A 23,733-nucleotide genomic window follows, 5' to 3' on the forward strand; every position below is an offset into this window, starting at 1 on the left:
TCGGATAGAATGCGCGGCTCGTCGCGGCACTCGTGGCCCGGCGACGGTGCAGACGTTTTCTTGTGGTGGCTGTAGCTCAGTTGGTTAGAGTACTGGATTGTGATTCCAGTGGTCGGGGGTTCGAGTCCCCTCAGCCACCCCATCGTGTCATGGCATGCATCTTCGGGTGTTGCCCCAGCGCGCAGAGTTGCGTACACTGCGTGCCCGCTTCATCGGGCCGTTAGCTCAGTTGGTAGAGCAGTTGACTCTTAATCAATAGGTCCAAGGTTCGAATCCTTGACGGCCCACCAGTTCGCGAAGACGCCCGGCACTGCCGGGCGTTTTTCGTTGCGGTGACACGAGGCGGGCGTCCGGTCCGCAGATGGTCTACGATGCGCCGGCCCGCGTGCGGGCGCAGCGCGAAAGTGGCGGAATTGGTAGACGCCCTGGTTTTAGGTACCAGTGCCGCAAGGCGTGCGGGTTCGAGTCCCGCCTTTCGCACCACCCGGTCGGGCGGCCCGTCGAGGACGACTGCGCGGTCGGCGGGCCCGGCGGTGGATCGCACCGCCCGCAGGCGCTGCTTCGGCAACGTTCGCCGCGCCACCCCTCGATGCGCATCGCTGGCGGCCGCGGCGCGAATCCGCCACACTATCGCGTTCCGTCGTCGGGGCCTGCGCGAGCGCTCCGGCGACAGTTCCATCAACCTCAATCAGTCAGATGTCGCGCGGCGGGCTGCCGCGAGCGCAGGAGTGGATATGCAAGTTTCGGTCGAATCGCTGGGCAGTCTGGAACGCAAGATGACGTTCCGCGTGCCATCCGAGCGCCTGGAAAGCCAGGTCGGTGGCCGTCTGCGCGAGATCGCGCGGACCACCCGCCTCAAGGGCTTCCGCCCGGGCAAGGTGCCGGCCAAGGTGGTCGAGCAGCGCTTCGGCGAACAGGTCCGGGCCGAAGTGCTCGACGGCCTGCTGCGCGAAGGCTTCGACCAGGCCATCCGCGAGAACGCACTGCGCCTGGCCGGCGCCCCGCAGATCACGCCCGAGGGCGAAGCGGGCGAGGGCGAGCTCGCCTTCACCGCCACGTTCGAGGTGGTGCCGGACTTCGGTGACATCGAACTGGAGAAGCTCCAGGTCGTGCGCCACACCGCCGAGGTCGCCGAGGACGACATCGATCGCATGATCGAGAATCTGCGCCTGCAGCGCCGCAGCTGGAGCGCGGTCACGCGCGGCGCGCAGAAGGGCGACGCCGTGGACGTCGAGACCTGGTCGCAGATCGGCGACGAGCGTCTGCCGGCCGAAGGCGCCGAGCGCGGCGTCACGGTGCTCGGCTCGGGCGCGATGTATCCCGAGCTCGAGGACGCACTGGTCGGTCTCGCCAAGGGCGAGGAAAAGACCGTCGAAGTGACCTTCCCGGAGGACTGGCGTGTGCCGCAGCTCGCGGGCAAGCAGGCCAGCGTGCACGTCAAGGTCGAGCAGGTCTCCGAGCAGCACCTGCCCGAAGTCGACGGTGCGTTCATCCGCAGCTTCGGCGTCAAGAGCGGCGAAATGGCGCAGTTCCGCACCGAGATCCGCAGCAACCTCGAGCGCGAGCTCAAGGGCGCGCTGATGAACCGTCTGCGTCGCGAGGTGGGTGAGCAGCTGGTCGCCGCGTTCGCCCACATCGAGCTGCCGCCGAAGCTGGTCGAGGCCGAGGCGAAGTCGCTGCTGCGCCAGACCGTCGAGCAGGCGCGGCGCAGCGGCCAGAATCCGAACGTTCCCGAGGATGCCCATGCCGGATTCGTCGAGCCGGCGCGCAAGCGCGTGCTCGTCGGTCTGCTGGTCGGCGAAGTGGCCCGGCGCCACGATCTCAAGCTCGATCCCAAGCGCGTGAACGAGACCATGCGCCTGATCGCCTCGACCTACGAGGAGCCGCAGCAGGTCATTGAGATGTACCGCAACGACCCCCAGCTGATGTCGGGTCTGCAGAACCGCGTGATGGAAGAGCAGGTGATCGACTGGATCGCCGAGCGCGCCCAGCACACCGAGCAGGCGCTGAGCTTCCAGGACGCGATCGGCCCGCAGGCCTGATCCGCGACGCCATTCCCGTCCGGCCCTCAGCGGCCGGACGCTCCGACGGAAACCGAGCGATGAGCATCGAAACGAAAGCCCTCAACCTGGTGCCGATGGTGGTCGAGCAGACCAGTCGCGGCGAGCGCGCGTACGACATCTATTCGCGCCTGTTGAAGGAGCGCGTGATCTTCCTCGTCGGCGGTATCGACGACCACATGGCGAACGTGATCGTCGCCCAGTTGCTGTTCCTCGAGGCCGAAAACCCCGAGAAGGACATCAACCTGTACATCAACTCGCCGGGCGGTATCGTCACCGCGGGCATGGCGATCTACGACACCATGCAGTTCATCAAGCCCGACGTGAGCACGATCTGTATCGGCCAGGCGGCCAGCATGGGCGCGCTGCTGCTGTCGTCGGGCGCGGCCGGCAAGCGCTATGCGCTGCCGAACTCGCGCGTGATGATTCATCAGCCGCTGGGCGGCTTCCAAGGCCAGGCGACCGACATCGACATCCATGCGCGCGAGATCCTGTCGATGAAGCGCCGCCTGAACGAGATCATGGCCCACCACACCGGCCAGCCGTTCGAGACGATCGCGCACGACACCGAGCGCGACAACTTCAAGAGCGCCGAAGCGGCCCGCGAGTACGGTCTCGTCGACCAGGTGCTCGAGCGTCGCCCCGACGAGTCGATCACCCCGACCTGATCGGCCAAGCGTTTGATCTGTAAAGCATTGCTGTGACGGCGCGCTCCGTTCGGAGGCGCCGGGCGCTGTGCTATTCTCGAAACGTAACCGCAACACAGATTTGGCGAAGGCATGAGCGAAGACCGTCAGGGTCGTTCCGGCGACAGCAACAAGATCCTCTACTGCTCCTTCTGCGGAAAGAGCCAGCATGAGGTGCGCAAGCTGATTGCGGGTCCCAGCGTGTTCATCTGCGATGAGTGCGTCGAGCTCTGCAACGACATCATCCGCGAGGAACTCGAGGAAAAGGCCCAGTCGGCGCGCAGTTCGCTGCCCAAGCCGCGCGAGATCCTCGAGGTGCTCGACCAGTACGTTATCGGTCAGAAGCGGGCCAAGAAGACGCTGGCAGTGGCGGTCTACAACCACTACAAGCGCATCGAAAGCCGCAGCAAGAACGACGAGGTCGAGCTTGCGAAGTCCAACATCCTGCTGATCGGACCGACCGGTTCGGGCAAGACGCTGCTGGCCGAAACGCTGGCGCGCCTGCTCAACGTGCCGTTCACGATGGCCGATGCGACGACGCTGACCGAAGCCGGTTATGTCGGCGAGGACGTCGAGAACATCATCCAGAAGCTGCTGCAGAAGTGCGACTACGACGCCGAGAAGGCGCAGCAGGGCATCGTCTACATCGACGAGATCGACAAGATCTCGCGCAAGAGCGAGAACCCGTCGATCACCCGCGATGTCTCGGGCGAGGGCGTGCAGCAGGCGCTGCTCAAGCTCATCGAGGGCACGGTGGCCAGCGTGCCGCCGCAGGGCGGCCGCAAGCACCCGCAGCAGGAATTCCTGCAGGTCGACACCAAGAACATCCTGTTCATCGTCGGCGGTGCGTTCGCGGGTCTCGACAAGGTGATCCAGGCGCGCAGCACGGATGCCAGCGGCATCGGCTTCGGCGCCAAGCTCAAGAGTTCGGAGCGCAAGGCCGACACCGGCAAGGTGCTGGCCGACGTCGAGCCGGAAGACCTGATCAAGTTCGGTCTGATTCCCGAATTCGTCGGGCGTCTGCCGGTGGTCGCGACGCTCGAGGAACTCGACGAGGCGGCGCTGATCCAGATCCTCACCGAGCCCAAGAACGCGATCAGCAAGCAGTTCAAGAAGCTGTTCGAGATGGAAGGCGTGGAACTGGAGTTCCGCCCCGACGCGCTCGCTGCGATCGCCAAGAAGGCGATCAAGCGCAAGACCGGCGCGCGCGGTCTGCGCACGATCGTCGAATCGGTGCTGCTGGACACGATGTACGAACTGCCCTCGCTGGAGAACGTCAGCAAGGTTGTCGTCGACGAATCCGTGATCGAACACAAGTCCGAGCCTTACCTGATCTACGAGACCCCGGCGACCGAGCAGAAGGTCGCCTCCGGAGATTGACGCGGACCGGCGTGGCCGGAACGAATCGTTCCGTCACCGCACCGGCCGGCTGTGATTCAGGGCCAGCGCCGTCATCACGCGCCGCGTACCGCAGGGTCCGCGGCGCGTCCGTTTCCGGGCTGCCGCCGCGGCGCTTGCAACCCGGCCCGCAGCGCCCCATAAACGAAGCCAGGCGGCGTTGCCGTCCCGGGCGGCGCCGCCGCTCGGATGCGATTTTTCGAGGAACGACGATGAGCCCACGCACCGCCCCCGAAACATACGACCTGCCGGTCCTGCCGCTGCGCGACGTGGTGGTGTTCCCGCACATGGTCATTCCGCTGTTCGTCGGGCGCGACAAATCCATCAAGGCGCTCGACGTTGCGATGGAGGCGGACAAGCGCATCCTGCTGGTGGCGCAGAAATCGGCCGAAACCGATGATCCGGGCGCGGACGATCTGTACGCCGTCGGCACGCTGGCGACCGTGCTCCAGCTGCTCAAGCTGCCCGACGGCACCATCAAGGTCCTCGTCGAAGGCAACGAGCGTGTCTCGCTGCGCGACATCGGCGAGCGCGACGGCGCACTCGCCGGCGTGGGCACGGTGATCGAGCCGGTCGAAGGCCGGGAGCCGCGCGAGGTCGAGGCGATCGCGCGATCGCTGATGAGCCTGTTCGAGCAGTACGTCAAGACCAACCGCAAGCTGCCGCCCGAGCTGCTGCAGACCCTCGCCGGGATCGACGAGCCGGGCCGTCTGGCCGACACCATCGCCGCCCACCTGGCCGTGCGCCTGGCCGACAAGCAGCGCCTGCTCGAGTCGGTGGACACGGCCGACCGGCTCGAACTGCTGGTGGGCTTCGTCGACGGTGAGATCGACGTGCAGCAGATGGAGAAGCGCATCCGCGGCCGCGTGAAATCGCAGATGGAGAAGTCGCAGCGCGAGTACTACCTCAACGAGCAGATGAAGGCGATCCAGAAGGAGCTGGGCGACATCGACGACGCGCCCAACGACATCGACGAGATCGCGCGCAAGATCGCCGAGGCCGGCATGCCGAAGGCGGTGGAGACCAAGGCCAAGGCCGAGTTCAACAAGCTCAAGCAGATGCCGCCGATGTCGGCCGAGGCGTCGGTGGTGCGCAACTATCTCGACTGGCTGCTCGGCGTGCCGTGGAAGAAGCGCAGCAAGGTGCGCAAGGACCTCAAGGCCGCGCAGGACGTACTCGATGCCGATCATTACGGCCTGGAAAAGGTCAAGGAACGCATCCTCGAGTACCTCGCGGTGCAGACGCGCGTGAAGCAGATGAAGGGCGCGATCCTGTGTCTGGTCGGTCCGCCGGGTGTGGGCAAGACGTCGCTGGGCCAGTCGATCGCCAAGGCGACCAACCGCAAGTTCACCCGCATGGCGCTGGGCGGTGTGCGGGACGAGGCCGAAATCCGCGGTCATCGCCGCACCTATGTCGGCTCGATGCCGGGTCGCATCGTGCAGAGCATGAACAAGGTCGGGACCAAGAACCCGCTTTTCCTGCTCGACGAGATCGACAAGATGTCGATGGATTTCCGCGGCGACCCGGCGTCGGCGCTGCTGGAGGTGCTCGACCCCGAGCAGAACCACACCTTCAACGACCATTACCTCGAGGTCGATCTCGATCTGTCGGAGGTGATGTTCGTCGCGACATCGAATTCGCTCAACATCCCCGGTCCGCTGCTCGACCGCATGGAGGTGATCCGCATTCCGGGGTACACCGAGGACGAGAAGCTCAATATCGCCACGCGTTACCTGCTGCCCAAGCAGCTCAAGGCCAACGGCTTGAAGACCGACGAACTGAGCGTGTCCGAAGGTGCGGTTCGCGACATCGTCCGTTACTACACACGCGAGTCCGGCGTGCGCAATCTCGAGCGCGAGATCGCCAAGGTCTGCCGCAAGGTGGTCAAGGAGATCGCGCTCGCCGGTCCGGTCGCGGCCGGCAAGGGCAAGGTCAAGGCCAAGGGCGTCAAGGCGGTCAAGGTCACCGAGAAGAATCTCGACAAGTACCTGGGCGTGCAGCGCTTCGATTTCGGACGTGCCGAGCAGGACAACGAGATCGGCCTGGTCACCGGGCTCGCGTGGACCGAGGTCGGCGGCGACCTGCTGCAGATCGAGGCCACCCAGGTGCCGGGCAAGGGGCAGTTGATCCTGACCGGCCAGCTCGGCGACGTGATGAAGGAGTCGGCATCGGCGGCCCTGTCGGTGGTGCGTGCACGCGCCGAGCGTCTGGGTGTCGAGCTCGAGGTCATGCAGAAGCACGACATCCACGTGCATGTTCCCGACGGCGCCACGCCCAAGGACGGCCCGAGCGCGGGCATCGCGATGGCGACGACCCTGGTGTCGTTGCTGACCAAGATTCCGGTACGCGCGGATGTGGCGATGACCGGCGAGATCACGCTGCGCGGCCGGGTGACCGCGATCGGCGGGCTGAAGGAAAAGCTGCTGGCCGCGCTGCGCGGTGGCATCCGCACCGTGATCATTCCCGAGGAGAACCGGAAGGATCTGGCCGACATCCCGAAGAACGTCACCGACGGAATGAAGATCGTGCCGGTGAAGTACATCGACGAGGTGCTCGACCTCGCGCTCGAGCGGCCGTTGCCGGCGCCGTCCGCGCAGAAGGCCGCGGTCAAGAAGGCCCGCTCCAAGGTCGTGCCCAAGCGCAAGGCGGCCGAGGGCCGGCGGAGCCGCGTCAAGCACTGAGCCGGGCGGCCATCGCGAACGTCTCGCGGCCGTCATTGCCTCGGCAATGGCGGCCGTGCTGGTTTCCGGGGACGCGATACGCGGTCGCGTCGGCTCGGATGTCGAGAGCGACGGCGCGCTGTCCGTAATGCGCGCGAGGCTTCAGCTGCGTCGGCTTGATGACTGGCGGCCGATCGCACAGCCGCGCGCGCAGAGCGGGAACGGGCTGCCGTTGGAGGGATCGGCGCACGCGCATCGGTCGTGCGCGGCCGCGTCGGCACGTGGCCGCGCGGTGTGCGGCGATCTGCGCGTGAGGCCCCGCGGGCAGGGCGCCGCCGCTGCTGCGCCGACGATGACGACGTGCAGCAGGTCAGCGCTTGCGCGGCTGCAGCAGCACCAGCACCGCGCCCGTACTGCCCTGGGCCGGCGGCGCGCTGTGGAACGCGACGACATCGGCGCGCTGGCGCAGCAGGCGGTCGACGAGATTCTTCAGGATGGGCGCATCGGGCGAGGAGTTGAGGCCCTTGCCGTGCACGATGCGCACGCAGCCGACGCCCGCGTCGATCGCGTCGCGCAGAAACATGCGCAGCAGGACGGTCGCCTGCGCGGCATCGCTGTGATGCAGATCGAGTTCTTCCTGCGCCGCGTAGTCCCCGCGTCCGAGGCGCCGCAGGACGCGCGGCGAGACGTCGTCGCGGCGGTACTGCATCGCATCGCCCGCCTGCAGCAGCGGGCCGTCGAGCAGCTGTCTGAATTCGCTGCGTGCGTCGGCCTCGTCGCGCTCGGCCATGCGCGTGGACGGGCGCGGGCGGGGGGGCTGCGGCGGCGGGGGCGCTTGCGGCAATTCACGCACCGGGCCGATCGCGGCGCGGAACAGGGCGCCGTCATCGTCGTCGACCGGCGGTTCGGGATCGCGTCTGCGTTTCATGCCGCCAGCGTACGTGATGCGCGGGTCGGGAGCATGCGGCCATCCGGTATCATGTCGATTCCGACGAAACGGCACGGGGCCTGCAGAACGATCCATGCGTGTACTGGTCAGCAACGACGACGGCGTCGACGCCCCCGGCATCCGGATTCTCGCCCAGGGTCTGCGCGATGCGGGTCACGAGGTGCTGATCGTCGCGCCCGATCGCGACCGCTCGGGCGCGAGCAATTCGCTCACGCTCGACCTGCCGTTGCGCGTGGTGCAGGTGGACGACACGACCTGGCGGGTCCACGGCACACCGACCGATTGCGTGCACGTCGCGATCACCGGCCTGCTCGACGTCGAACCCGACATCGTGGTGTCCGGCATCAACAACACTGCGAACCTCGGCGACGACGTGATCTATTCGGGCACCGTCGCCGCCGCGATGGAGGGGCGGTTCCTGGGATTGCCGGCGGTCGCGATGTCGCTGGTGACCGAGAACCACGACGGCCGCCACTATGAAACCGCCGCGCGCGCCGCGGTCGAGATCGTCGCCCGACTGAAGGCCGACCCGCTGCCGGCCGACACCATCCTCAACGTCAACGTGCCCGACGTCGCGTGGGAGTCGCTGGCGGGCTTCGAGGTCACCCGTCTGGGCAACCGGCATCGCGCCGAGGCCTGCACGCCGCTGGAGGATCCGCGCGGCCGCATGTTCTGGTGGATCGGGGCGGCCGGCGCCGAACAGGACGCCGGCCCGGGTACGGATTTCCATGCGGTGCGCACGCGCCACATCGCCATCACGCCGATCCACGTCGATCTCACCCGTTACCAGGCGCTCGAGCACGTCGCCAACTGGGTGGGCGGGCTCGAGGCCGACCTCAAGGCGACCCAGGCATGATGGCGCGCCTGCGTCTCCAGCCCGAGGCCATCGGCGTCGGCATGACCTCGCAGCGCGTGCGCGACCGGCTGATCGACCGGCTGCGCGACGGCGCACATCCAGGCGGCGGCATTTCGGACGAGCGCGTGCTCAACGCGATCCGCACCGTGCCGCGGCACCTGTTCGTCGACGAGGCCTTCGCGACGCGCGCCTACGAGGACACCGCGCTGCCGATCGGCCACGGCCAGACGATCTCGCAACCCTGGGTGGTCGCGCGCATGACCGAGGCGCTGCTGGCCGATGGCATGCCCGGCAAGGTGCTGGAGATCGGCACCGGCTCCGGCTACCAGGCCACGATCCTCGCGGCGCTGGGCATCGAGGTGCACACCGTCGAGCGGATCGGCGAACTGCTGCGGGTCGCGCGCAAGCGCTTCCGCTCGCTCGGTCTCAACGTCCGCAGCAAGCACGACGACGGCCGCATCGGCTGGCCCGAGAACGGACCCTTCGACGGCATCATCGTCACCGCGGCCGGGCCTGCGCTGGTCGAAGCGCTCACCGATCAGCTCGCGCCCGGCGGCATTCTCGTCGCGCCGGTCGGCGCGCAGGGCGCGCAGCAGCGTCTGCTCGTGCTCCGGCGTCAGGACGACGGCCGGGTGGTCCAGCAGGACATCGCCGCCGTCAGTTTCGTCCCCCTTCTTTCCGGATACATCGACTGATGCCGTTGTTCGCGCGCATGTACGACACCACGCTCGCGTGGGCCCGCCACCGGCATGCGCCGCGTTACCTCACCGCGATGAGTGCGGCGGAGTCGGTGATCTTCCCGATTCCGCCGGACGTGATGCTCGCACCGATGGCGCTCGCGCAGCCGGCGCGCTGGTGGCGCTTCGCACTGCTCTGCACGCTGGGCTCGGTCGCGGGCGGCCTGCTCGGCTATGCGATCGGCCACTTCGCGCTCGACCTGGCCTGGCCGTGGATCGTGAGTATGGGCTGGCAGCCGGCGTTCGAACGCATCCAGGCCCTGTTTCTCGCGCACGGCCTGCTGTTCGTCTTCCTGGCGGGCTTCACGCCGATTCCCTACAAGGTGTTCACCATCGCGTCGGGTTCGCTGGGAGTGGGCCTGCTACCGTTCGTCATCGGTTCGCTGCTGGGGCGCGGCGCGCGCTTCTTTCTCGTCGCCGGGTTGATGGCCTGGGGTGGGCCCCGGTTCGAGCCGCTGCTCAAGCGCTATATCGAGTGGCTCGGCTGGCTGATGGTGGGCCTCGTGGTCATCGCACTGGTCTGGATGGAGTTGCGCGGATGAGGATCGTGGTGCTTCTGGTTTCGGTGCTGTTGCTGGCGGCGTGCGGCAGCAGCCGGGTGATCCGCGAGGGCGGCAGCGCGAGCGCGCCCGTCGCGAGGTCCACACCCAAGCCGGGCCAGAGTGTCACCGTGCAGCGCGGCGACACGCTCTATCGCATCGCCACCGGCAACGGCATCAGCGCGCTGGATCTGGCGATGTGGAACGGCATCGGCGCGCCTTACACCATCTATCCGGGGCAGCGGCTGCGGCTGTATCCCGGCGGGGCGACGGCGTCGACACCACCGCGTCGGCCCTCGACCGGTGCGAGCGCAGGCACTGCGCAGCGACCTCCGGTCCAGCCCACCCAGGCGCCGCCGCAACCCGCCGCGCCCCCACCGGCGCGCAGTCCCTTCCGCTGGCAGTGGCCGACGGACGGCCAGGTGATCGGACGTTACGTGGCTAACGATCCGACCAAGCAGGGGCTCGACATCGCCGGCACCGGCGGGCAGGCCGTGCGCGCTGCGGCCGATGGCGTCGTCGTGTACTCCGGCTCGGGCCTGGTCGGTTACGGTGAACTCATCATCGTCAAGCACGACGAGCAGTGGTTGTCGGCGTACGGCCACAACCGGACGCGCCGGGTCAACGAGGGCGAGCGCGTCTCGGCCGGCCAGCAGATCGGTGAGATGGGCCGCACCGGCGCCGCGCGCGACATGCTCCATTTCGAGATCCGGTACAACGGCAAGCCGGTCGATCCGCTGTCGTATCTTCCTGCCCGCTGAGTCGGTTCGCCGGTCCGACAGAGGGGATCCCCGGCCAAGCGCAGCGCGCCCGGCGTGCGTCGAGGCCGCGGCCGTATGGACTGCGGGCGGCATCGCGCCATCCCGGCGGGTCGCTCGGATCGCGGGTGTCCCTGCCGGACGGACCGCAGTCCGGAACGCGCAATGGTGGCCGCCTCGTCCCGTCTTCGTGGGCGGGGCGTCCTGGGCGCCGGCTCGCCGTGGCCTCGGCTCGCGCAGTCGCCGACACACGCGCGTAATCGCAGGTGCAGGCCACGGCGGCGCGGATTCCTACACGGTCCGCATCCGTTCCGCGATGGCCCGGGCGTGCTGGGGCGGGCACGCTGGCCCGCACATGTACCGGGATGGACGCACCGATGCCAAGTAACGTCATGGGACTGGCGGTCGTGCTTCTGGCCGCGATGGCAGGGACGGCGGCAGCTGACCTGCCCGCCGAGGTCTCGACCGAGTTCAGCAGTCTGCTGGGCACCTGGGCGCTGTGCGGCAACGCCCGTATCGACGTGCGCGGCACCAACCCGCGCGGCGTGGAAAACGCCAAGCTGGTGTTCCGTCCCGACAGGACCTTCGAATGGCGTCCGGCCGACGCCACCGGACCGGAACGGTCGGAGTTCGGCCGGGTCGAGGCTGCCTCCACGGGCATTCGCCTGTTCGACTCGGGCGGGCGGCATGCGGGCGTGCTGGCGGTGCGAAGCCGGGATGAGCGCGTCCTGAGCGGGGGCGGGGGCGGCGGCGTGCTGCTGTGCAGGCTCGGCGATGTCGCCGCGGCCGATCGGCCCCTGCAACCTCGGTCGATCGCGTTCTACCGCAGTGCGGACTTCGACGATCCCGGCATCGCACGCAATGCCGAGGCGCGCCGCCCGGCTGCCGGCAGCCTGCTCGGGACCTGGGAGCTGGCGCGGCTCGTGGTCCACGACTCCGCGCAGGCTTGGTTCGACGCCAACCCGTACGGACAGGGCCACATCCGGATCGCCTTCGACGGGCGCCAGTTCTGTTTCGCCGTCCTGCAGCCGACAGCGTACGACGTGGACCGCGGGTGCATACCGGCGCCCGTGCGCGGTCTGAGGGTGCGGACCGATGACGATGCGGGCGGCATGCTGGCGCCCTGGATCACGGGCGAGGTCCGCATCACGGCCGACGGCGTCATGCGCGTGCCGCGGCCCCTGCACGATGAAGAATTCGTGTGGCTGGGCCCGGACGACCTGACCGCGGCGCCGCTCGAGGGCCGCATTACCCTCGTCACGTTCCCGGGCGAGAACGACCCGCCTTGATCAGGCCGCGGTCGCGTCGTCCTGCAGCACGAAGGCGGCCACCACGCGGCGGCCTTCGCCCGCGAGCACATTGAACGTGCGCGCCGCGGCGGCATTGGTCATCGCCTCGATGCCGATGCCCTTGGACAGGCAGGCCGCCATCGTCGCGGCGGGCGGAAAGCCCTGGCGGTCGCCGGTGCCGATCAGCACCACTTCGGGTTCCAGCGCCAGCACCGGCGCCAGCGCGTCGACGTCGAGCGTGCGTACATCCGCGGCCGGCCAGTCCTCGACCAGCGCCCGCGGGGCGACGATGAAGCTGCGGGTGAGGCGCCGGTCGTTGACCAGGGCCTGGCGTCCATCCGCGCCCCGGAGCACGTAGTCGAACTCGGGGTGTTCGAGACTCAGCTGCATGGCCGGGGCACCGCGCGGTCAGGCACGCGGCAGCACGATCTGCCGGCGGTCCTTGCTCTGGCGATAGAGGATGGCCGTGTGGCCGATCCGCTGCACGAGCGCGGCGCCCGTGCGTTCGGCCAGCTGGTCGATCATCGCGTCGCGTTCCTCGCGATCGGCAGCGCCCACTTTCACCTTGATCAGCTCGTGATGCTCCAGGGCGCCGTCGAGTTCGGCGATCAGCGCATCGGTCACGCCTTTGCCGCCGACCTGCAGCTGGGCCTTGATGCCGTGGGCCTGGCCGCGCAGAAAACGGGTCTGGGCAGCGGTCAGGACGTTACTCATGGATGAACCGATCGGGAAAATGGATGCGGTAGGCAGGATATCATGGCCTCCGCACCCGCTTTCCCGCGACGGCACGAACCGGCGATGGCCACACGCAGCAAGAGCAGCCAGCGCTGGCTGAAGGAACATTTCTCCGATCCCTACGTCAAGAAGGCGCAGGCCGAGGGGCTGCGCTCGCGTGCGGCCTACAAGCTGGAAGAGCTGGTGGAGCGCGACCGGCTGTTGAAGCCGGGGATGGTGGTCGTGGATCTCGGTGCGGCGCCGGGCGGCTGGTCGCAGTGGGTCCGGCAGGCACTGGGCGACACCGGCCGGGTCATCGCGCTCGATATTCTCGAAATGCCGTCGCTGGCCGGCGTGGAGTTCCTTCACGGCGATTTCCGCGAGGATGCGGTCCTCTCGGCGCTGGAGCGCGCGCTCGGCGGCCAGCAGGTGGACCTTGTGTTGTCGGACATGGCCCCCAACAAGAGCGGTATCGACGCGGTGGACCAGCCCCGGGCGATGCATCTGGCGGAACTGGCGATGGAGTTCGCCGACCACCACCTGCGCCCCGGCGGCACGTTTCTGATCAAGCTGTTCCAGGGCACCGAGTTCGACGAGTACGTGCGGCAGCTGCGTCGTCGCTACACCAAGCTCGCGATCCGCAAACCGGCCGCATCGCGGCAGCGCTCGCCCGAGGTCTACGCCCTGGCCCAGGGCAAGCTCGCGACGATGAAGTAGCATGGCCCCGAGGCATCCAGTGTTCCACCGAACCCCTCTCGAGAATTCCGAAACATGAACGATCTGGTCAAGAATCTGCTGCTCTGGGTCGTGGTCGCCGTCGTGCTGATGGTGATCTTCCAGAGCTTCAGCCCGCGCACCGGCGCGGCGGGGCAGGACGTCCAGTACTCGCAGTTCATGGAACAGGTCCGACGTGACCAGATCGCGTCGGTGAAGATCGCCGAGGACGAGCGCACGATCACGTTCCAGTCCAAGGGCGGCCAGTCGGGCACCGTCATCGCGCCGCGTCGCGACGACCGCATGATCGACGACCTGATGAACCACAACGTGGCCATCGACCAGGCGCCGCCGTCGAGCGGCATTTCCCTCGGCTACATCCTCATCCAGTTGCTGCCGGTCGCGCTGATTATCGGCTTCTGGTTCTTCATGATGCGGCAGATGCAGCAGGGCGGCGGCAAGGGCGCGATGTCCTTCGGCAAGTCACGCGCCAAGCTGCTCAACGAGGAGCAGACCAAGGTCACCTTTGCCGACGTCGCCGGCTGCGACGAGGCCAAGGAGGAAGTCTCGGAGCTGGTCGAGTTCCTGCGTGATCCGTCGCGCTTCCAGAAGCTGGGCGGCAAGATCCCGCGCGGCGTGCTGATGGTCGGCCCGCCGGGCACCGGCAAGACGCTGCTCGCCAAGGCCATTGCCGGCGAGGCCAAGGTGCCGTTCTTCTCCATCTCGGGCTCGGACTTCGTCGAGATGTTCGTCGGCGTCGGCGCCAGCCGCGTGCGCGACATGTTCGAGCAGGCCAAGAAGCAGGCGCCGTGCATCATCTTCATCGACGAGATCGATGCGGTCGGCCGTCATCGCGGCGCCGGTCTCGGCGGCGGGCACGACGAGCGCGAGCAGACCCTCAACCAGCTGCTGGTCGAGATGGACGGCTTCGAGGGCGGCGAGGGCGTGATCGTGGTCGCCGCGACCAACCGTCCCGACGTGCTGGATCCGGCGCTGCTGCGCCCGGGCCGTTTCGACCGCCAGGTCGTCGTGGGCCTGCCCGACGTCAAGGGCCGCGAGCAGATCCTGAAAGTGCACATGCGCAAAGTTCCGCTGGACGAGGACGTGCAGCCGCTCGTCGTCGCCCGTGGCACGCCCGGCTTCTCCGGCGCGGATCTGGCGAACCTCGTCAACGAAGCGGCGCTGTTCGCGGCGCGCGAGAATGCGAAGGAAGTCCGCATGGACCACTTCGACCGCGCACGCGACAAGATCCTGATGGGCGCCGAGCGCCGCTCGATGGCGATGAGCGAGGACGAGAAGAGGCTCACCGCCTATCACGAGGCCGGCCACGCCATCGTCGGCCGCCTCGTGCCCGAGCACGACCCGGTCTACAAGGTCACGATCATCCCGCGCGGGCGTGCGCTCGGCGTCACCATGTACCTGCCCGAGGGCGACCGCTACTCGATGAACCGCGTGGCGATCGAATCGCAGCTGTGCTCGCTCTACGGCGGCCGCGTGGCCGAGGCGCTGATCTTCGGCGAGGACAAGGTCACCACCGGCGCCTCGAACGACATCGAGCGCGCGACCAAGATGGCCCGCAACATGGTCACCAAGTGGGGGCTGTCGGACGAACTCGGCCCGATCGCCTATGGCGAAGAGGACGACGAGGTGTTCCTCGGTCGCTCGGTCACCCAGCACAAGTCGGTGTCCGACGACACCGCGCGCAAGATCGACGAAGTGGTGCGCACGATTCTCGACCGCGCCTATGAGCGCACGACCGAGATCCTCACCGCGAACCTCGACAAGCTGCATGCCATGTCGCAGCTGCTGCTCGAGTACGAGACCATCGACGTGCCGCAGATCGACGCGATCATGGAAGGCCGCGAGCCGCCGCCGCCGATGGGTTGGGGCAAGTCCAACCCCGGCAAGGGAGGCGACGGCGATGCCGGCGGTGGGCCACGTCCGGTCCCGCCTCCGATCGGCGGTCCGGCGGAGCAGGCCTGAGCCTCACCGCTGTCTGCGCAGAACAAGAGCGGCCTTCGGGCCGCTTTTTTGTTGTCCGGATGCGAGGACGTCTCGACGCCAGCGGCGCAGCGCGCTCGATGCCGGGGCGTCGGCCCGATGGCCACAGCGCGAGACGTCTTCGCTGCGCACACTCCGGGGCACGCGTCCGCCTTCCAGCGATCGGCGGAACCGGGCACCGGGCCCGGCTACTCGCGAGCGCCATCCCGCAATCCCGCAGGCCAGGGCCGTGGACATGCGAATCGGGCCCGGGCGGCAGCCTGGGCTGCGGGCGCGCGAACCCCGCGCTCGCCAGGCGCGTCGCGATCACAACGCCACACGTGTCCCAGGCGCGGCGCACGGCGCTTGTAATGTCGATTCGCGAGGAGGCAGGCTCGCGCGCGGCCCCGGACGGCGATCGCGCACGCGCGGCGCGAGGCTGTCCACGCGGGCGCCCAGTCGCGACAATCCCCGGTCTCCCATGCCCCCAGGTGCCGCCGATGTTCGATACCGCTCCCCAGCTCGACTGCAACGGCCGCGCGCTGCGCCTCGACGTGCCGCGGGTCATGGGCATCGTCAACGTGACGCCGGACTCGTTTTCCGACGGCGGTGCGCACGCGACACCCGAGGCGGCGATCGCCCACGGCCTGCGCCTGGTGGCAGACGGCGCGGATCTGCTCGACATCGGCGGTGAATCGACGCGACCCGGCGCTGCCGATGTCTCGGTCGAAGAGGAGTTGCGCCGGGTGATCCCGGTCATCGAGGCGCTCGCACGCGACACGCGGGTGCCGATCAGCGTCGATACGTCGAAGCCCGAGGTCATGCGCGCCGCGGTCGAAGCGGGCGCCGGGATGATCAACGACGTGTACGGGCTGCGCCGCGCCGGCGCACTCGAGACCGCCGCCGCGCTCGGCGTGCCGGTGGTGCTGATGCACATGCAGGGCGAACCGCGCGGCATGCAGGACGCACCGGAGTACGACGATGTCGTCGGCGAGGTGCACCGGTTTCTTGCCGAGCGGATCTTCTCGGCGGAGATGGCCGGCATCGACAGGAAACGCATCGTCGTCGATCCGGGGTTCGGTTTCGGCAAGACCACCGATCACAATCTGGCCCTGCTGGCGCAGCTGGCGCGCTTCGTCGAGCTCGGCGTGCCGGTGCTGGCTGGACTGTCGCGCAAACGCAGCATCGGTGCGCTCACCGGGCGCGAGACGCCGGCTGCGCGCATGGCCGGCTCGGTGGCCGCGCATCTGATCGCCGCCCAGCGCGGTGCACGCATTCTGCGCGTTCACGACGTCGCCGAAACCGTCGACGCCTTGAAGATCTGGACCGCCGTCGACGCGGTGCCCGCGCCGCGCGTCGCCGCCGCGCCTGCGATCCGCTGGCCGGACGAATAGGCGCCACGCGGGGCCGGCATCGCGCCGGGCGGTTTCGAGGGCCGCGTGCGTTACGCTGTCGCGTCCAATTCGCGCCGCCCGAGGGCGGCCCGTCTGATCGAGGGAAGGGGAACCCAGACATGATGACCGCCAGTACGCCGCTGATCGTGACCTTCGTGGTGTATCTGGTGGCCATGGTGCTGATCGGAATCGTGGCCTGGCGCTCGACCAAGAGCTTCGACGACTACATTCTCGGCGGTCGCAAGCTCGGGCCGGGCGTCACCGCACTGTCGGCCGGGGCCTCGGACATGAGCGGCTGGCTGCTGATGGGCCTGCCGGGGGCGCTGTACCTGCGCGGCGCGTCCGAGGCCTGGATCGCGCTCGGCCTGATCGGCGGTGCCTATCTCAACTGGCGCTTCGTCGCCGGTCCGCTGCGGGTGTACACCGAGCGCACCGGCAATGCGCTGACGCTGCCCGATTTCTTCACCCACCGTTTCGAAGATCGCAGTCGCATGCTGCGGGTGATTTCGGCGCTGGTGATCCTGGTCTTCTTCGCGGTGTACTGCGCGTCCGGCGTTGTGGCCGGTGCACGTCTGTTCGAAAGCGTATTCGGCCTGCCGTACGCGCAGGCGCTGTGGTGGGGCGCGGCGGTGACGATCCTCTACACGCTGATCGGCGGCTTCCTTGCCGTGAGCTGGACCGACGTCGCCCAGGGAACGCTGATGCTGTTCGCGCTGCTGCTCACGCCGGTGATCGTCTACATGACCACCGGCGGCTTCGAATCGAGCATCGAGCTGATCCGGGGTGTCGATGCCTCGCGGCTGTCGTGGACCCGCGAGGGCGCGCTCGGCGTGGTGGGCATCGTCTCGCTGCTGGCGTGGGGCCTGGGCTACTTCGGCCAGCCGCACATCCTGTCGCGTTTCATGGCGGCGGGCAGTGTCGAAACCATCCCGGCCGCACGGCGCATCGGCATGGCCTGGATGATCCTGTGTCTGGCGGGCTCGCTGACGGTCGGTTTTCTCGGCATCGCGTATTTCCAGCAGCATCCGGAGCAGGCCGGGCCGGTGACCGCGAATTCGGAGCGGGTGTTCATCACCCTGGTCGAGCTGCTGTTCAATCCCTGGGTGGCCGGTGTGATCCTGTCGGCGATTCTCGCGGCGGTCATGAGCACGCTGTCGAGCCAGCTGATCGTGTGCTCGAGTGTGCTGTCGGAGGACTTCTACCGCGGCTTCGTCCGGCGGCAGGCCGGCCAGACCGAGCTGGTCTGGGTGGGCCGTGCCAGCGTGCTGCTGGTCGCCCTGGTCGCGTTGTGGCTGGCGCGGGACCCCGACAGCCGCGTGCTCGGACTGGTGGCCTACGCCTGGGCCGGCTTCGGCGCGGCCTTCGGCCCGGTGGTGCTGCTGGCGCTGTTCTGGCAGCGGATGAACCGCAACGGTGCGCTCGCGGGCATGCTGCTGGGGGCGCTGACCGTGGTCGCGTGGAAGCAGATCGCCGTCGAACGCATGGGCTCGGCGCTGTACGAAATCGTGCCGGGCTTCGCCGTCGCCACGCTGGCGATCATCGTCGTCAGCCTGCTCGGGCCGGCGCCGTCGCGTCCGGTGCAGGTGACGCACGAGCAGGTGCGCCTGTCGCTGCGCGAGACCGGCTACTGAACCGCACCGCCGTCGTGACGTCTGCACCGGCTGCCACGCGCGCGCGTCCGCGCGCCATCGCGCTGATGGGTCCGACCGCGTCGGGCAAGACCGCACTCGCACTCGAGTGGGCCGAGCGCTTCGGCGGCGAGATCGTCAGCGTCGATTCGGCGCTGGTCTATCGCGGGCTCGACATCGGCGCGGCCAAGCCTGACGCGACCGAGCGTGCCCGCGTGCCGCACCACATGCTCGATCTGCGTGATCCGTGGCAGACGTATTCGGCTGCGGAATTCGCGGCCGACGCGCGCGCTGCGGTCGAGGCCATCCTCGCGCGCGGCCGGCTGCCCATCCTCGCCGGCGGCACGGGCCTGTACTTCGCCGCGTTGCTGGAGGGCCTGTCGCCGATGCCGCCGGCCGACCCGGCCATGCGCGCGCGCATCACGGCCGAGGCGACGGCGCGCGGTTGGCCGGCGCTGCACGCCGAGCTGGCCGGAATCGACCCCGACGCGGCAGCGCGGATCAAGCCCGGTGATCCACAGCGCATCCAGCGCGCACTCGAGGTGCATCGCCTGAGCGGCATTCCGATCAGCGACTGGCAGCGACGTGTGCCGGAAACACCGCCGTTCCCCGCCGACGTGCTGTCGCTGGCGATCGCCCCGGCCGACCGCGGTGAGCTGCACCAGCGCATCGCCGCGCGCTTCGACGCGATGCTCGCCGCCGGGTTTCTCGACGAAGTGCGCGCGTTGCGGGCGATGCCGGCCCTGCGTGCGCATCCTGCGCCGCTCGACCTGCCGGCGATCCGCGCGGTCGGCTACCGTCAGGCCTGGGACCATCTCGACGGCCGGTGCGATGCGGAGGGCTTCCGCGAACGCGCCGTCGCGGCCACCCGCCAGCTCGCCAAACGGCAGATCACCTGGCTGCGCGGCCGCGGCGATGCCGTGCGCTGGTTCGACCCGGCGGCGCAACGCGGGGCGCTGGATGACGCGGTCGGTCAGTTCCTGGCCTGAACGCGGCGACCCCACGCACGTTTCCGGCGCGCGGCCGGCCGTTCCCATCCGAATCCGGCAGCGGTTGTGTACCATCGTGCGGACGTCGCGCGGGGAGCGCGGCGTCGGGTCAGCACCCGATAACAACAACCACGCTGGGGAATACGAATGTCCAAGGGGCAATCCTTGCAGGATCCTTTCCTGAACGCACTGCGGCGCGAACGTGTGCCGGTCTCGATTTACCTCGTCAACGGCATCAAACTGCAGGGCACGATCGAATCGTTCGACCAGTTCGTGGTGCTGCTTCGCAACACCGTGAGCCAGATGGTCTACAAGCACGCGATTTCGACCGTGGTGCCGGCGCGCAATGTGCGCGTGGCGCCGGGTGGCGGTGTCGTGGAGTCCTCCGATGGCGAGGGCGGCGAGGCGCCCGACCCGTCCGAATGATCCCGCGCGACACCCAAGAGGCCTGACCCGAATTGTTCGAACGCTCCCGCAAGGGTGAAAACGCGCTGCTGATCCAGCCGCACGCGCACGGCCCCACCGACGACGGCGTGCTCGAGGAGTTCTCCGAGCTGGCCCGCTCCGCGGGCGCGAATGTGGCCGCCGTCATTCCGGCACGCATCGACAAGCCGAACGCCGCCACGTTGATCGGCAGCGGCAAGCTCGAGGAAGTGAAGGCGGCCGCGAACGCGACCGGCGCCGACCTGATCCTCGTCAATCATCGGCTCTCGCCGGGCCAGGAACGCAACCTCGAGAAGTATCTCGAGCGCCGCGTCGTGGACCGCACCGGCCTGATTCTCGACATCTTCGCCCAGCGCGCGCGCAGCCACGAAGGCAAGCTGCAGGTCGAACTGGCCCAGCTGCGCCACATGGCCACGCGCCTGGTGCGCGGCTGGACCCATCTGGAGCGGCAGCGCGGCGGCTCGATCGGTCTGCGCGGTCCGGGCGAAACCCAGCTCGAGACCGACCGCCGCCTGCTGCAGAAACGCGTCGAACAGCTGCAGGCGCGCCTGGACAAGGTCGAGGTGCAGCGCACCCAGATGCGCCGCGCCCGCGTGCGCAGCGAACTGCCGCGCGTGGCGCTGGTGGGCTATACCAATGCCGGCAAGTCGACCCTCTTCAACACGCTGACCGGCGCCGACGCCTACGCCGCCGACCAGCTGTTCGCGACGCTCGATCCCACCGTACGCCGGGTGGATCTGTCGGGAGGCTCGGTCGTGCTCGCCGACACCGTCGGTTTCGTCCGCGACCTGCCGCACGAACTCGTCGCCGCGTTCCGCTCCACGTTGAGCGAAGCGCGCGAGGCCGATCTCCTGTTGCACGTCATCGATGCGGCCGATCCGCTGCGCGACGAACGCATCCGCCAGGTCGACGCCGTACTCGGCGAGATCGGCGCGGGCGAGCTGCCGCAGCTGCTGGTGTTCAACAAGATCGACCGGATCGAGAACGCGCAGCCGCGCTACGACCAGGACCCGGCCGCGCTGGCCGACGACGCCGTGCGCGAGTCGGTGTGGATTTCCGCGCGTGATGGTCTCGGGCTGGATCTCCTGTCCCGCGCGCTGGCGCGCCGGCTGGGTATGCGGCGCGTCGCCGGTGCCTTGCACCTGCCGCCCGAAGCCGGACGTCTGCACGCGCGCCTGCACGCCCTGGACGCGGTGCGCGAGGAGCGCAGCGACGAGGACGGCTGGCACCTGCACGTCGATCTGGCCCACGCCGACGCCGCGCGTCTGGCCGCGCAGCCCGACGGCGCCGCGCTCCGGCCGCTGCTGCCGCCCGACGACGACGCGTTCTGATTCCCCGCCGCGCGTCGCGCGGCATGATCCACCCTCCGGCCGTGGCCGTAAGGGTTCGGCGGACCCGGCGGGCACGAGCCGGTTAGACTATGCGACCCCCGCGCTGCCCCGGGCAGGCGGCGCACCAGACTGGAGCAGGCATGGCCTGGAACATTCCCGGCAAGAACAAGGACAACGACTCCCCCGACCGCAACACCGGTCGCGACGGGAACGAACCGCGCAATCCCTGGCCGCCCCGGCGCACGGGGGGCGGTGGGCGTGGTGGCCGCGGCGGTGGCGGTGGTGGCAACGGCGTCGACCGTGCGCTGAACCAGCTGCGCGACCTGTTCGGCGGTGGCGGCGGCAACCCGCTGCGCTGGGTGGTGATCGGCCTGGTGGTCATCCTGCTGCTCAACTGCTTCGTGCTGGTCGGCGAACAGCAGCGCGGCGTGGTGCTGCGCTTCGGCCAGGCCGCGCGGGTGATGCAGCCCGGCCCGAACTTCAAGCTGCCGTGGCCGGTGGAGCGGGTGATCAAGGTCGACGCGACCACCGTGCAGTCCTTCAGCAATACCGTGCCCGTGCTCACCCGCGACGAGAACATCGTGGTGGTGTCGTTCAACGTGCAGTACCGCGTCGGGGATCCCACGCAGTATCTGTTTGGCACCCGCAACGCCCGCGAGGTGCTTGAGCAGACCGCGGTCAGCGCGGTGCGCGAGCAGATCGGCCGCGCCAACCTCGACACCGCGCTCAACGCGCGTGGTCCGCTGTCGACCGCGGCGCAGACCTCGCTGCAGGCCTCGCTCGACAGCTACCGCACCGGCCTGTTCGTCACCGATCTGAATCTGCAGGACGCGCGTCCGCCGGAAGAAGTGAAGCCTGCGTTCGACGAGGTCAACAGCGCGCAGCAGATGAACGAGCGCCTGATCAACGAAGCCCGGGCCTACGCCGCGAAGATCGTGCCCGAGGCACGAGGCGAGGCGGCGCGTATCCGCGCCCAGGCCGAGGGTTACAAGGAGGCCGAGATCGCGCGCGCCACCGGTGATGCCACCCGGTTCTCCCTGCTGGTCGACGCCTATCGCGGCGCGCCGGATGTCACCCGCAAGCGTCTGTGGCTGGAAACGGTGCAACAGGTGCTGGCCGAGAACCGCACGGTCGTGGGCGGCGACGGTCGCCAGCTGATCTATGTGCCGATGGCCGGGCAGGGCAGTGCGCAGGCCGCGCCGTCGCTGTTGCCGCCGGAGGTGTTGTCGCCGGCGATCGAAGCGACGCGTGCGCCCAGCCAGGAGCCCGCCGCCCGCACCTCGCAGCTGCCGCGCCCGCCGCGTGATGGAGCGTCCCGATGAGACTCAATTTCGTCATCCCCCTGATCATCGTCGTCCTGCTGGGCCTGATGGGGTCGGTCTACGTGGTCCGCGAGGGCCAGGTGGGCATGGTGTTCAACCTCGGTCGCATCGCGCGCACCGATGTCGGCCCGGGCCTGCATTTCAAGATCCCGCTGATCGAGACCGCACGTGTCTTCGATACGCGTTTCAACGCCAGCGCGTTCTCGCCCGAGCGCTCGCTGACCTCGGAACGCAAGGACGTCAGCGTGGACTTCGTGGCGATCGTGATGATCAACGACGTCACCGCCTTCTACCGCGCCACCCAGGGCAACGAGGACAGCGCCCAGCTGCGTCTCGAGCCGATCATCAAGAACTCGCTGCGCAACGAGATCAACGCCAGCACGCTGACCGAACTGGTGTCGGGCAACCGCTCCGAGTTCGTCGAGCGCCAGCTGCCGGCGATCAACGAGGCATCGAAGTCGCTCGGCATGCAGATCATCGACATCCGCCTCAAGCAGATCGACCTGCCCACCGACAGCGAAGTGATCGGCCAGGTCTACGACCGCATGCGCGCCGAGCGTCGCCAGGTCGCCGCGGCGTTGCGTGCCGAGGGCGAGGAGCAGGCGCGCGCGATCCGCGGTCAGGCCGATCGCGAGCAGGTCGTGCTGACCGCCGAGGCCGAGCGCGACGCGCAGACCCTGCGCGGTGAGGGCGATGCCGAGGCCACCCGGATCTACGGTGAGGCCGCCGGGCGCGACCCGGGCTTCTACGCGTTCCAGCGCAGCCTCGAGGCATACCGCGCGGCGTTCCAGAGCGGGGACAGCGTGATCGTGCTGGAGCGCAACGACCCGTTCCTGCAGTACATGCGCAGCGACCGCTGAGGCCGGCGGCCCGATGTCGGATCTGTGGGCCGCACTGTGCCTGGTGTTCGTGATCGAGGGCCTGATCCTCTTCGCCGCCCCGGACGCCTGGAAGCGTAACGCCGCGCGGATGCTCGGGATGCCGTCGACGCTGCTGCGTCGCATCGGTGCCGGCGTACTCGCTGTGGGGCTGGTCGCGCTGTATCTGGTGCGCGGGGGCTGACCGCCGGGCAGCCCGGCGGGGGCGGTCACCAACGCGCGAACGCGCGACGCTGCACGCGGGTGCTGCCCGCATCGGCGATATCGTCTGGTTCGCTCGTTCGCGCGGCGGGGCTCGAACCCCAGCGCATGACAGCAGCGGACCCGCCGGCGTCACGCACCGCCGGCGTTCCGGCGCCCGGGCACAGCATCGAGGTCGCGCCGCGTCCGCGCCCGGTGCGGGCGAC

22 protein-coding genes and 3 tRNA genes are annotated in these 23,733 nt (G+C 68.8%); 22 read left to right on the forward strand and 3 right to left on the reverse strand.

The genetic code is table 11. From position 1 onward, the window contains the following. Positions 1-65: 65 nt before the first annotated feature. The 7 genes from PQS31_RS07505 (at position 66) to lon (ending at position 6,825) form a co-directional block, all read left to right on the forward strand. Positions 66-142, forward strand: a tRNA-His gene (locus tag PQS31_RS07505). 72 nt (positions 143-214) lie between these two features. Continuing rightward, positions 215-290, forward strand: a tRNA-Lys gene (locus tag PQS31_RS07510). 108 nt (positions 291-398) lie between these two features. Beyond that, positions 399-483: transfer RNA gene (locus PQS31_RS07515), tRNA-Leu, on the forward strand. Between the two features lie 251 nt (positions 484-734). Then, positions 735-2,042: a trigger factor gene (gene tig / locus PQS31_RS07520; protein WP_272762047.1), complete on the forward strand. Its 1,308-nt coding sequence runs from the start codon at positions 735-737 to the stop codon at positions 2,040-2,042. Between the two features lie 59 nt (positions 2,043-2,101). Beyond that, a complete protein-coding gene (gene clpP, locus PQS31_RS07525) occupies positions 2,102-2,728 on the forward strand; it encodes an ATP-dependent Clp endopeptidase proteolytic subunit ClpP (protein ID WP_272762048.1) in 627 nt (208 codons plus the stop codon). Positions 2,729-2,839: 111 nt separating this feature from the next. Continuing rightward, positions 2,840-4,126 carry an ATP-dependent Clp protease ATP-binding subunit ClpX gene (clpX, locus tag PQS31_RS07530; RefSeq protein WP_272762049.1) on the forward strand — a complete coding sequence of 429 codons (1,287 nt, stop codon included), beginning with the start codon at positions 2,840-2,842 and terminating at the stop codon, positions 4,124-4,126. A 230-nt stretch (positions 4,127-4,356) separates the two neighbouring features. Beyond that, positions 4,357-6,825: an endopeptidase La gene (lon, locus tag PQS31_RS07535; protein ID WP_272762050.1), complete on the forward strand. Its 2,469-nt coding sequence runs from the start codon at positions 4,357-4,359 to the stop codon at positions 6,823-6,825. Positions 6,826-7,174: 349 nt separating this feature from the next. On the opposite strand, the gene PQS31_RS07540 is transcribed toward lon, so the two are convergent. Then, on the reverse strand, positions 7,175-7,732 hold the full coding sequence (locus PQS31_RS07540) for a Smr/MutS family protein (RefSeq protein ID WP_272762051.1): 558 nt from the start codon (positions 7,730-7,732) through the stop codon (positions 7,175-7,177). A gap of 94 nt (positions 7,733-7,826) precedes the next feature. Between PQS31_RS07540 and surE the strand changes: the two genes are divergently transcribed. The 5 genes from surE to PQS31_RS07565 all read left to right on the forward strand — a co-directional run bounded on the left by surE (position 7,827) and on the right by PQS31_RS07565 (position 11,932). Then, positions 7,827-8,609 carry a 5'/3'-nucleotidase SurE gene (gene surE, locus PQS31_RS07545; RefSeq protein WP_272762052.1) on the forward strand — a complete coding sequence of 261 codons (783 nt, stop codon included), beginning with the start codon at positions 7,827-7,829 and terminating at the stop codon, positions 8,607-8,609. Beyond that, positions 8,606-9,304 (forward strand): protein-L-isoaspartate(D-aspartate) O-methyltransferase, encoded by a 699-nt coding sequence (locus tag PQS31_RS07550; protein ID WP_272762053.1) that lies wholly within the window; start codon positions 8,606-8,608, stop codon positions 9,302-9,304. The genes surE and PQS31_RS07550 overlap by 4 nt, the downstream gene beginning before the upstream one ends. Next, complete coding sequence (locus PQS31_RS07555; protein WP_272762054.1) at positions 9,304-9,888, forward strand: YqaA family protein; 585 nt, start codon at positions 9,304-9,306, stop codon at positions 9,886-9,888. The genes PQS31_RS07550 and PQS31_RS07555 overlap by 1 nt, the downstream gene beginning before the upstream one ends. Beyond that, on the forward strand, positions 9,885-10,646 hold the full coding sequence (locus tag PQS31_RS07560; protein WP_272762055.1) for a peptidoglycan DD-metalloendopeptidase family protein: 762 nt from the start codon (positions 9,885-9,887) through the stop codon (positions 10,644-10,646). The genes PQS31_RS07555 and PQS31_RS07560 overlap by 4 nt, the downstream gene beginning before the upstream one ends. A gap of 389 nt (positions 10,647-11,035) precedes the next feature. Beyond that, positions 11,036-11,932 (forward strand): hypothetical protein, encoded by an 897-nt coding sequence (locus PQS31_RS07565; protein WP_272762056.1) that lies wholly within the window; start codon positions 11,036-11,038, stop codon positions 11,930-11,932. On the opposite strand, the gene PQS31_RS07570 is transcribed toward PQS31_RS07565, so the two are convergent. Together PQS31_RS07570 and yhbY are read right to left on the reverse strand one after the other, a co-directional pair. Then, positions 11,933-12,322 (reverse strand): Mth938-like domain-containing protein, encoded by a 390-nt coding sequence (locus PQS31_RS07570; protein ID WP_272762057.1) that lies wholly within the window; start codon positions 12,320-12,322, stop codon positions 11,933-11,935. 18 nt (positions 12,323-12,340) lie between these two features. Then, positions 12,341-12,646, reverse strand: coding sequence for a ribosome assembly RNA-binding protein YhbY (gene yhbY, locus PQS31_RS07575; RefSeq protein WP_272762058.1), 306 nt, complete (start codon positions 12,644-12,646; stop codon positions 12,341-12,343). A gap of 84 nt (positions 12,647-12,730) precedes the next feature. Between yhbY and rlmE the strand changes: the two genes are divergently transcribed. The 10 genes from rlmE (at position 12,731) to PQS31_RS07625 (ending at position 23,510) form a co-directional block, all read left to right on the forward strand. Further along, positions 12,731-13,363: a 23S rRNA (uridine(2552)-2'-O)-methyltransferase RlmE gene (gene rlmE / locus PQS31_RS07580; protein WP_272762059.1), complete on the forward strand. Its 633-nt coding sequence runs from the start codon at positions 12,731-12,733 to the stop codon at positions 13,361-13,363. 54 nt (positions 13,364-13,417) lie between these two features. After that, positions 13,418-15,343 (forward strand): ATP-dependent zinc metalloprotease FtsH, encoded by a 1,926-nt coding sequence (gene ftsH / locus PQS31_RS07585; protein ID WP_272762060.1) that lies wholly within the window; start codon positions 13,418-13,420, stop codon positions 15,341-15,343. 497 nt (positions 15,344-15,840) lie between these two features. Further along, positions 15,841-16,734, forward strand: a complete 894-nt coding sequence (folP, locus tag PQS31_RS07590; protein WP_272762061.1) for a dihydropteroate synthase — start codon at positions 15,841-15,843, stop codon at positions 16,732-16,734. Between the two features lie 119 nt (positions 16,735-16,853). Beyond that, complete coding sequence (gene putP / locus PQS31_RS07595) at positions 16,854-18,365, forward strand: sodium/proline symporter PutP (protein ID WP_272762062.1); 1,512 nt, start codon at positions 16,854-16,856, stop codon at positions 18,363-18,365. A gap of 65 nt (positions 18,366-18,430) precedes the next feature. Then, complete coding sequence (gene miaA / locus PQS31_RS07600; protein WP_272762141.1) at positions 18,431-19,351, forward strand: tRNA (adenosine(37)-N6)-dimethylallyltransferase MiaA; 921 nt, start codon at positions 18,431-18,433, stop codon at positions 19,349-19,351. 147 nt (positions 19,352-19,498) lie between these two features. Beyond that, positions 19,499-19,777 carry an RNA chaperone Hfq gene (gene hfq, locus PQS31_RS07605; protein WP_272762063.1) on the forward strand — a complete coding sequence of 93 codons (279 nt, stop codon included), beginning with the start codon at positions 19,499-19,501 and terminating at the stop codon, positions 19,775-19,777. A gap of 32 nt (positions 19,778-19,809) precedes the next feature. Then, positions 19,810-21,126 carry a ribosome rescue GTPase HflX gene (gene hflX, locus PQS31_RS07610; protein ID WP_272762064.1) on the forward strand — a complete coding sequence of 439 codons (1,317 nt, stop codon included), beginning with the start codon at positions 19,810-19,812 and terminating at the stop codon, positions 21,124-21,126. A 140-nt stretch (positions 21,127-21,266) separates the two neighbouring features. After that, on the forward strand, positions 21,267-22,448 hold the full coding sequence (gene hflK / locus PQS31_RS07615; protein ID WP_272762065.1) for an FtsH protease activity modulator HflK: 1,182 nt from the start codon (positions 21,267-21,269) through the stop codon (positions 22,446-22,448). After that, positions 22,445-23,308, forward strand: a complete 864-nt coding sequence (gene hflC, locus PQS31_RS07620; RefSeq protein WP_272762066.1) for a protease modulator HflC — start codon at positions 22,445-22,447, stop codon at positions 23,306-23,308. Before hflK ends, hflC begins: the two co-directional genes overlap by 4 nt. A 13-nt stretch (positions 23,309-23,321) precedes the next feature. Next, the gene (locus PQS31_RS07625; RefSeq protein WP_272762067.1) at positions 23,322-23,510 is read left to right on the forward strand and encodes a DUF2065 family protein; all 189 of its coding nucleotides are present in this window, start codon (positions 23,322-23,324) and stop codon (positions 23,508-23,510) included. Positions 23,511-23,733 lie beyond the last annotated feature (223 nt).

The organism is Luteimonas sp. BLCC-B24 (assembly GCF_028550595.1).
In the GTDB taxonomy this organism is placed as follows: domain Bacteria; phylum Pseudomonadota; class Gammaproteobacteria; order Xanthomonadales; family Xanthomonadaceae; genus Luteimonas.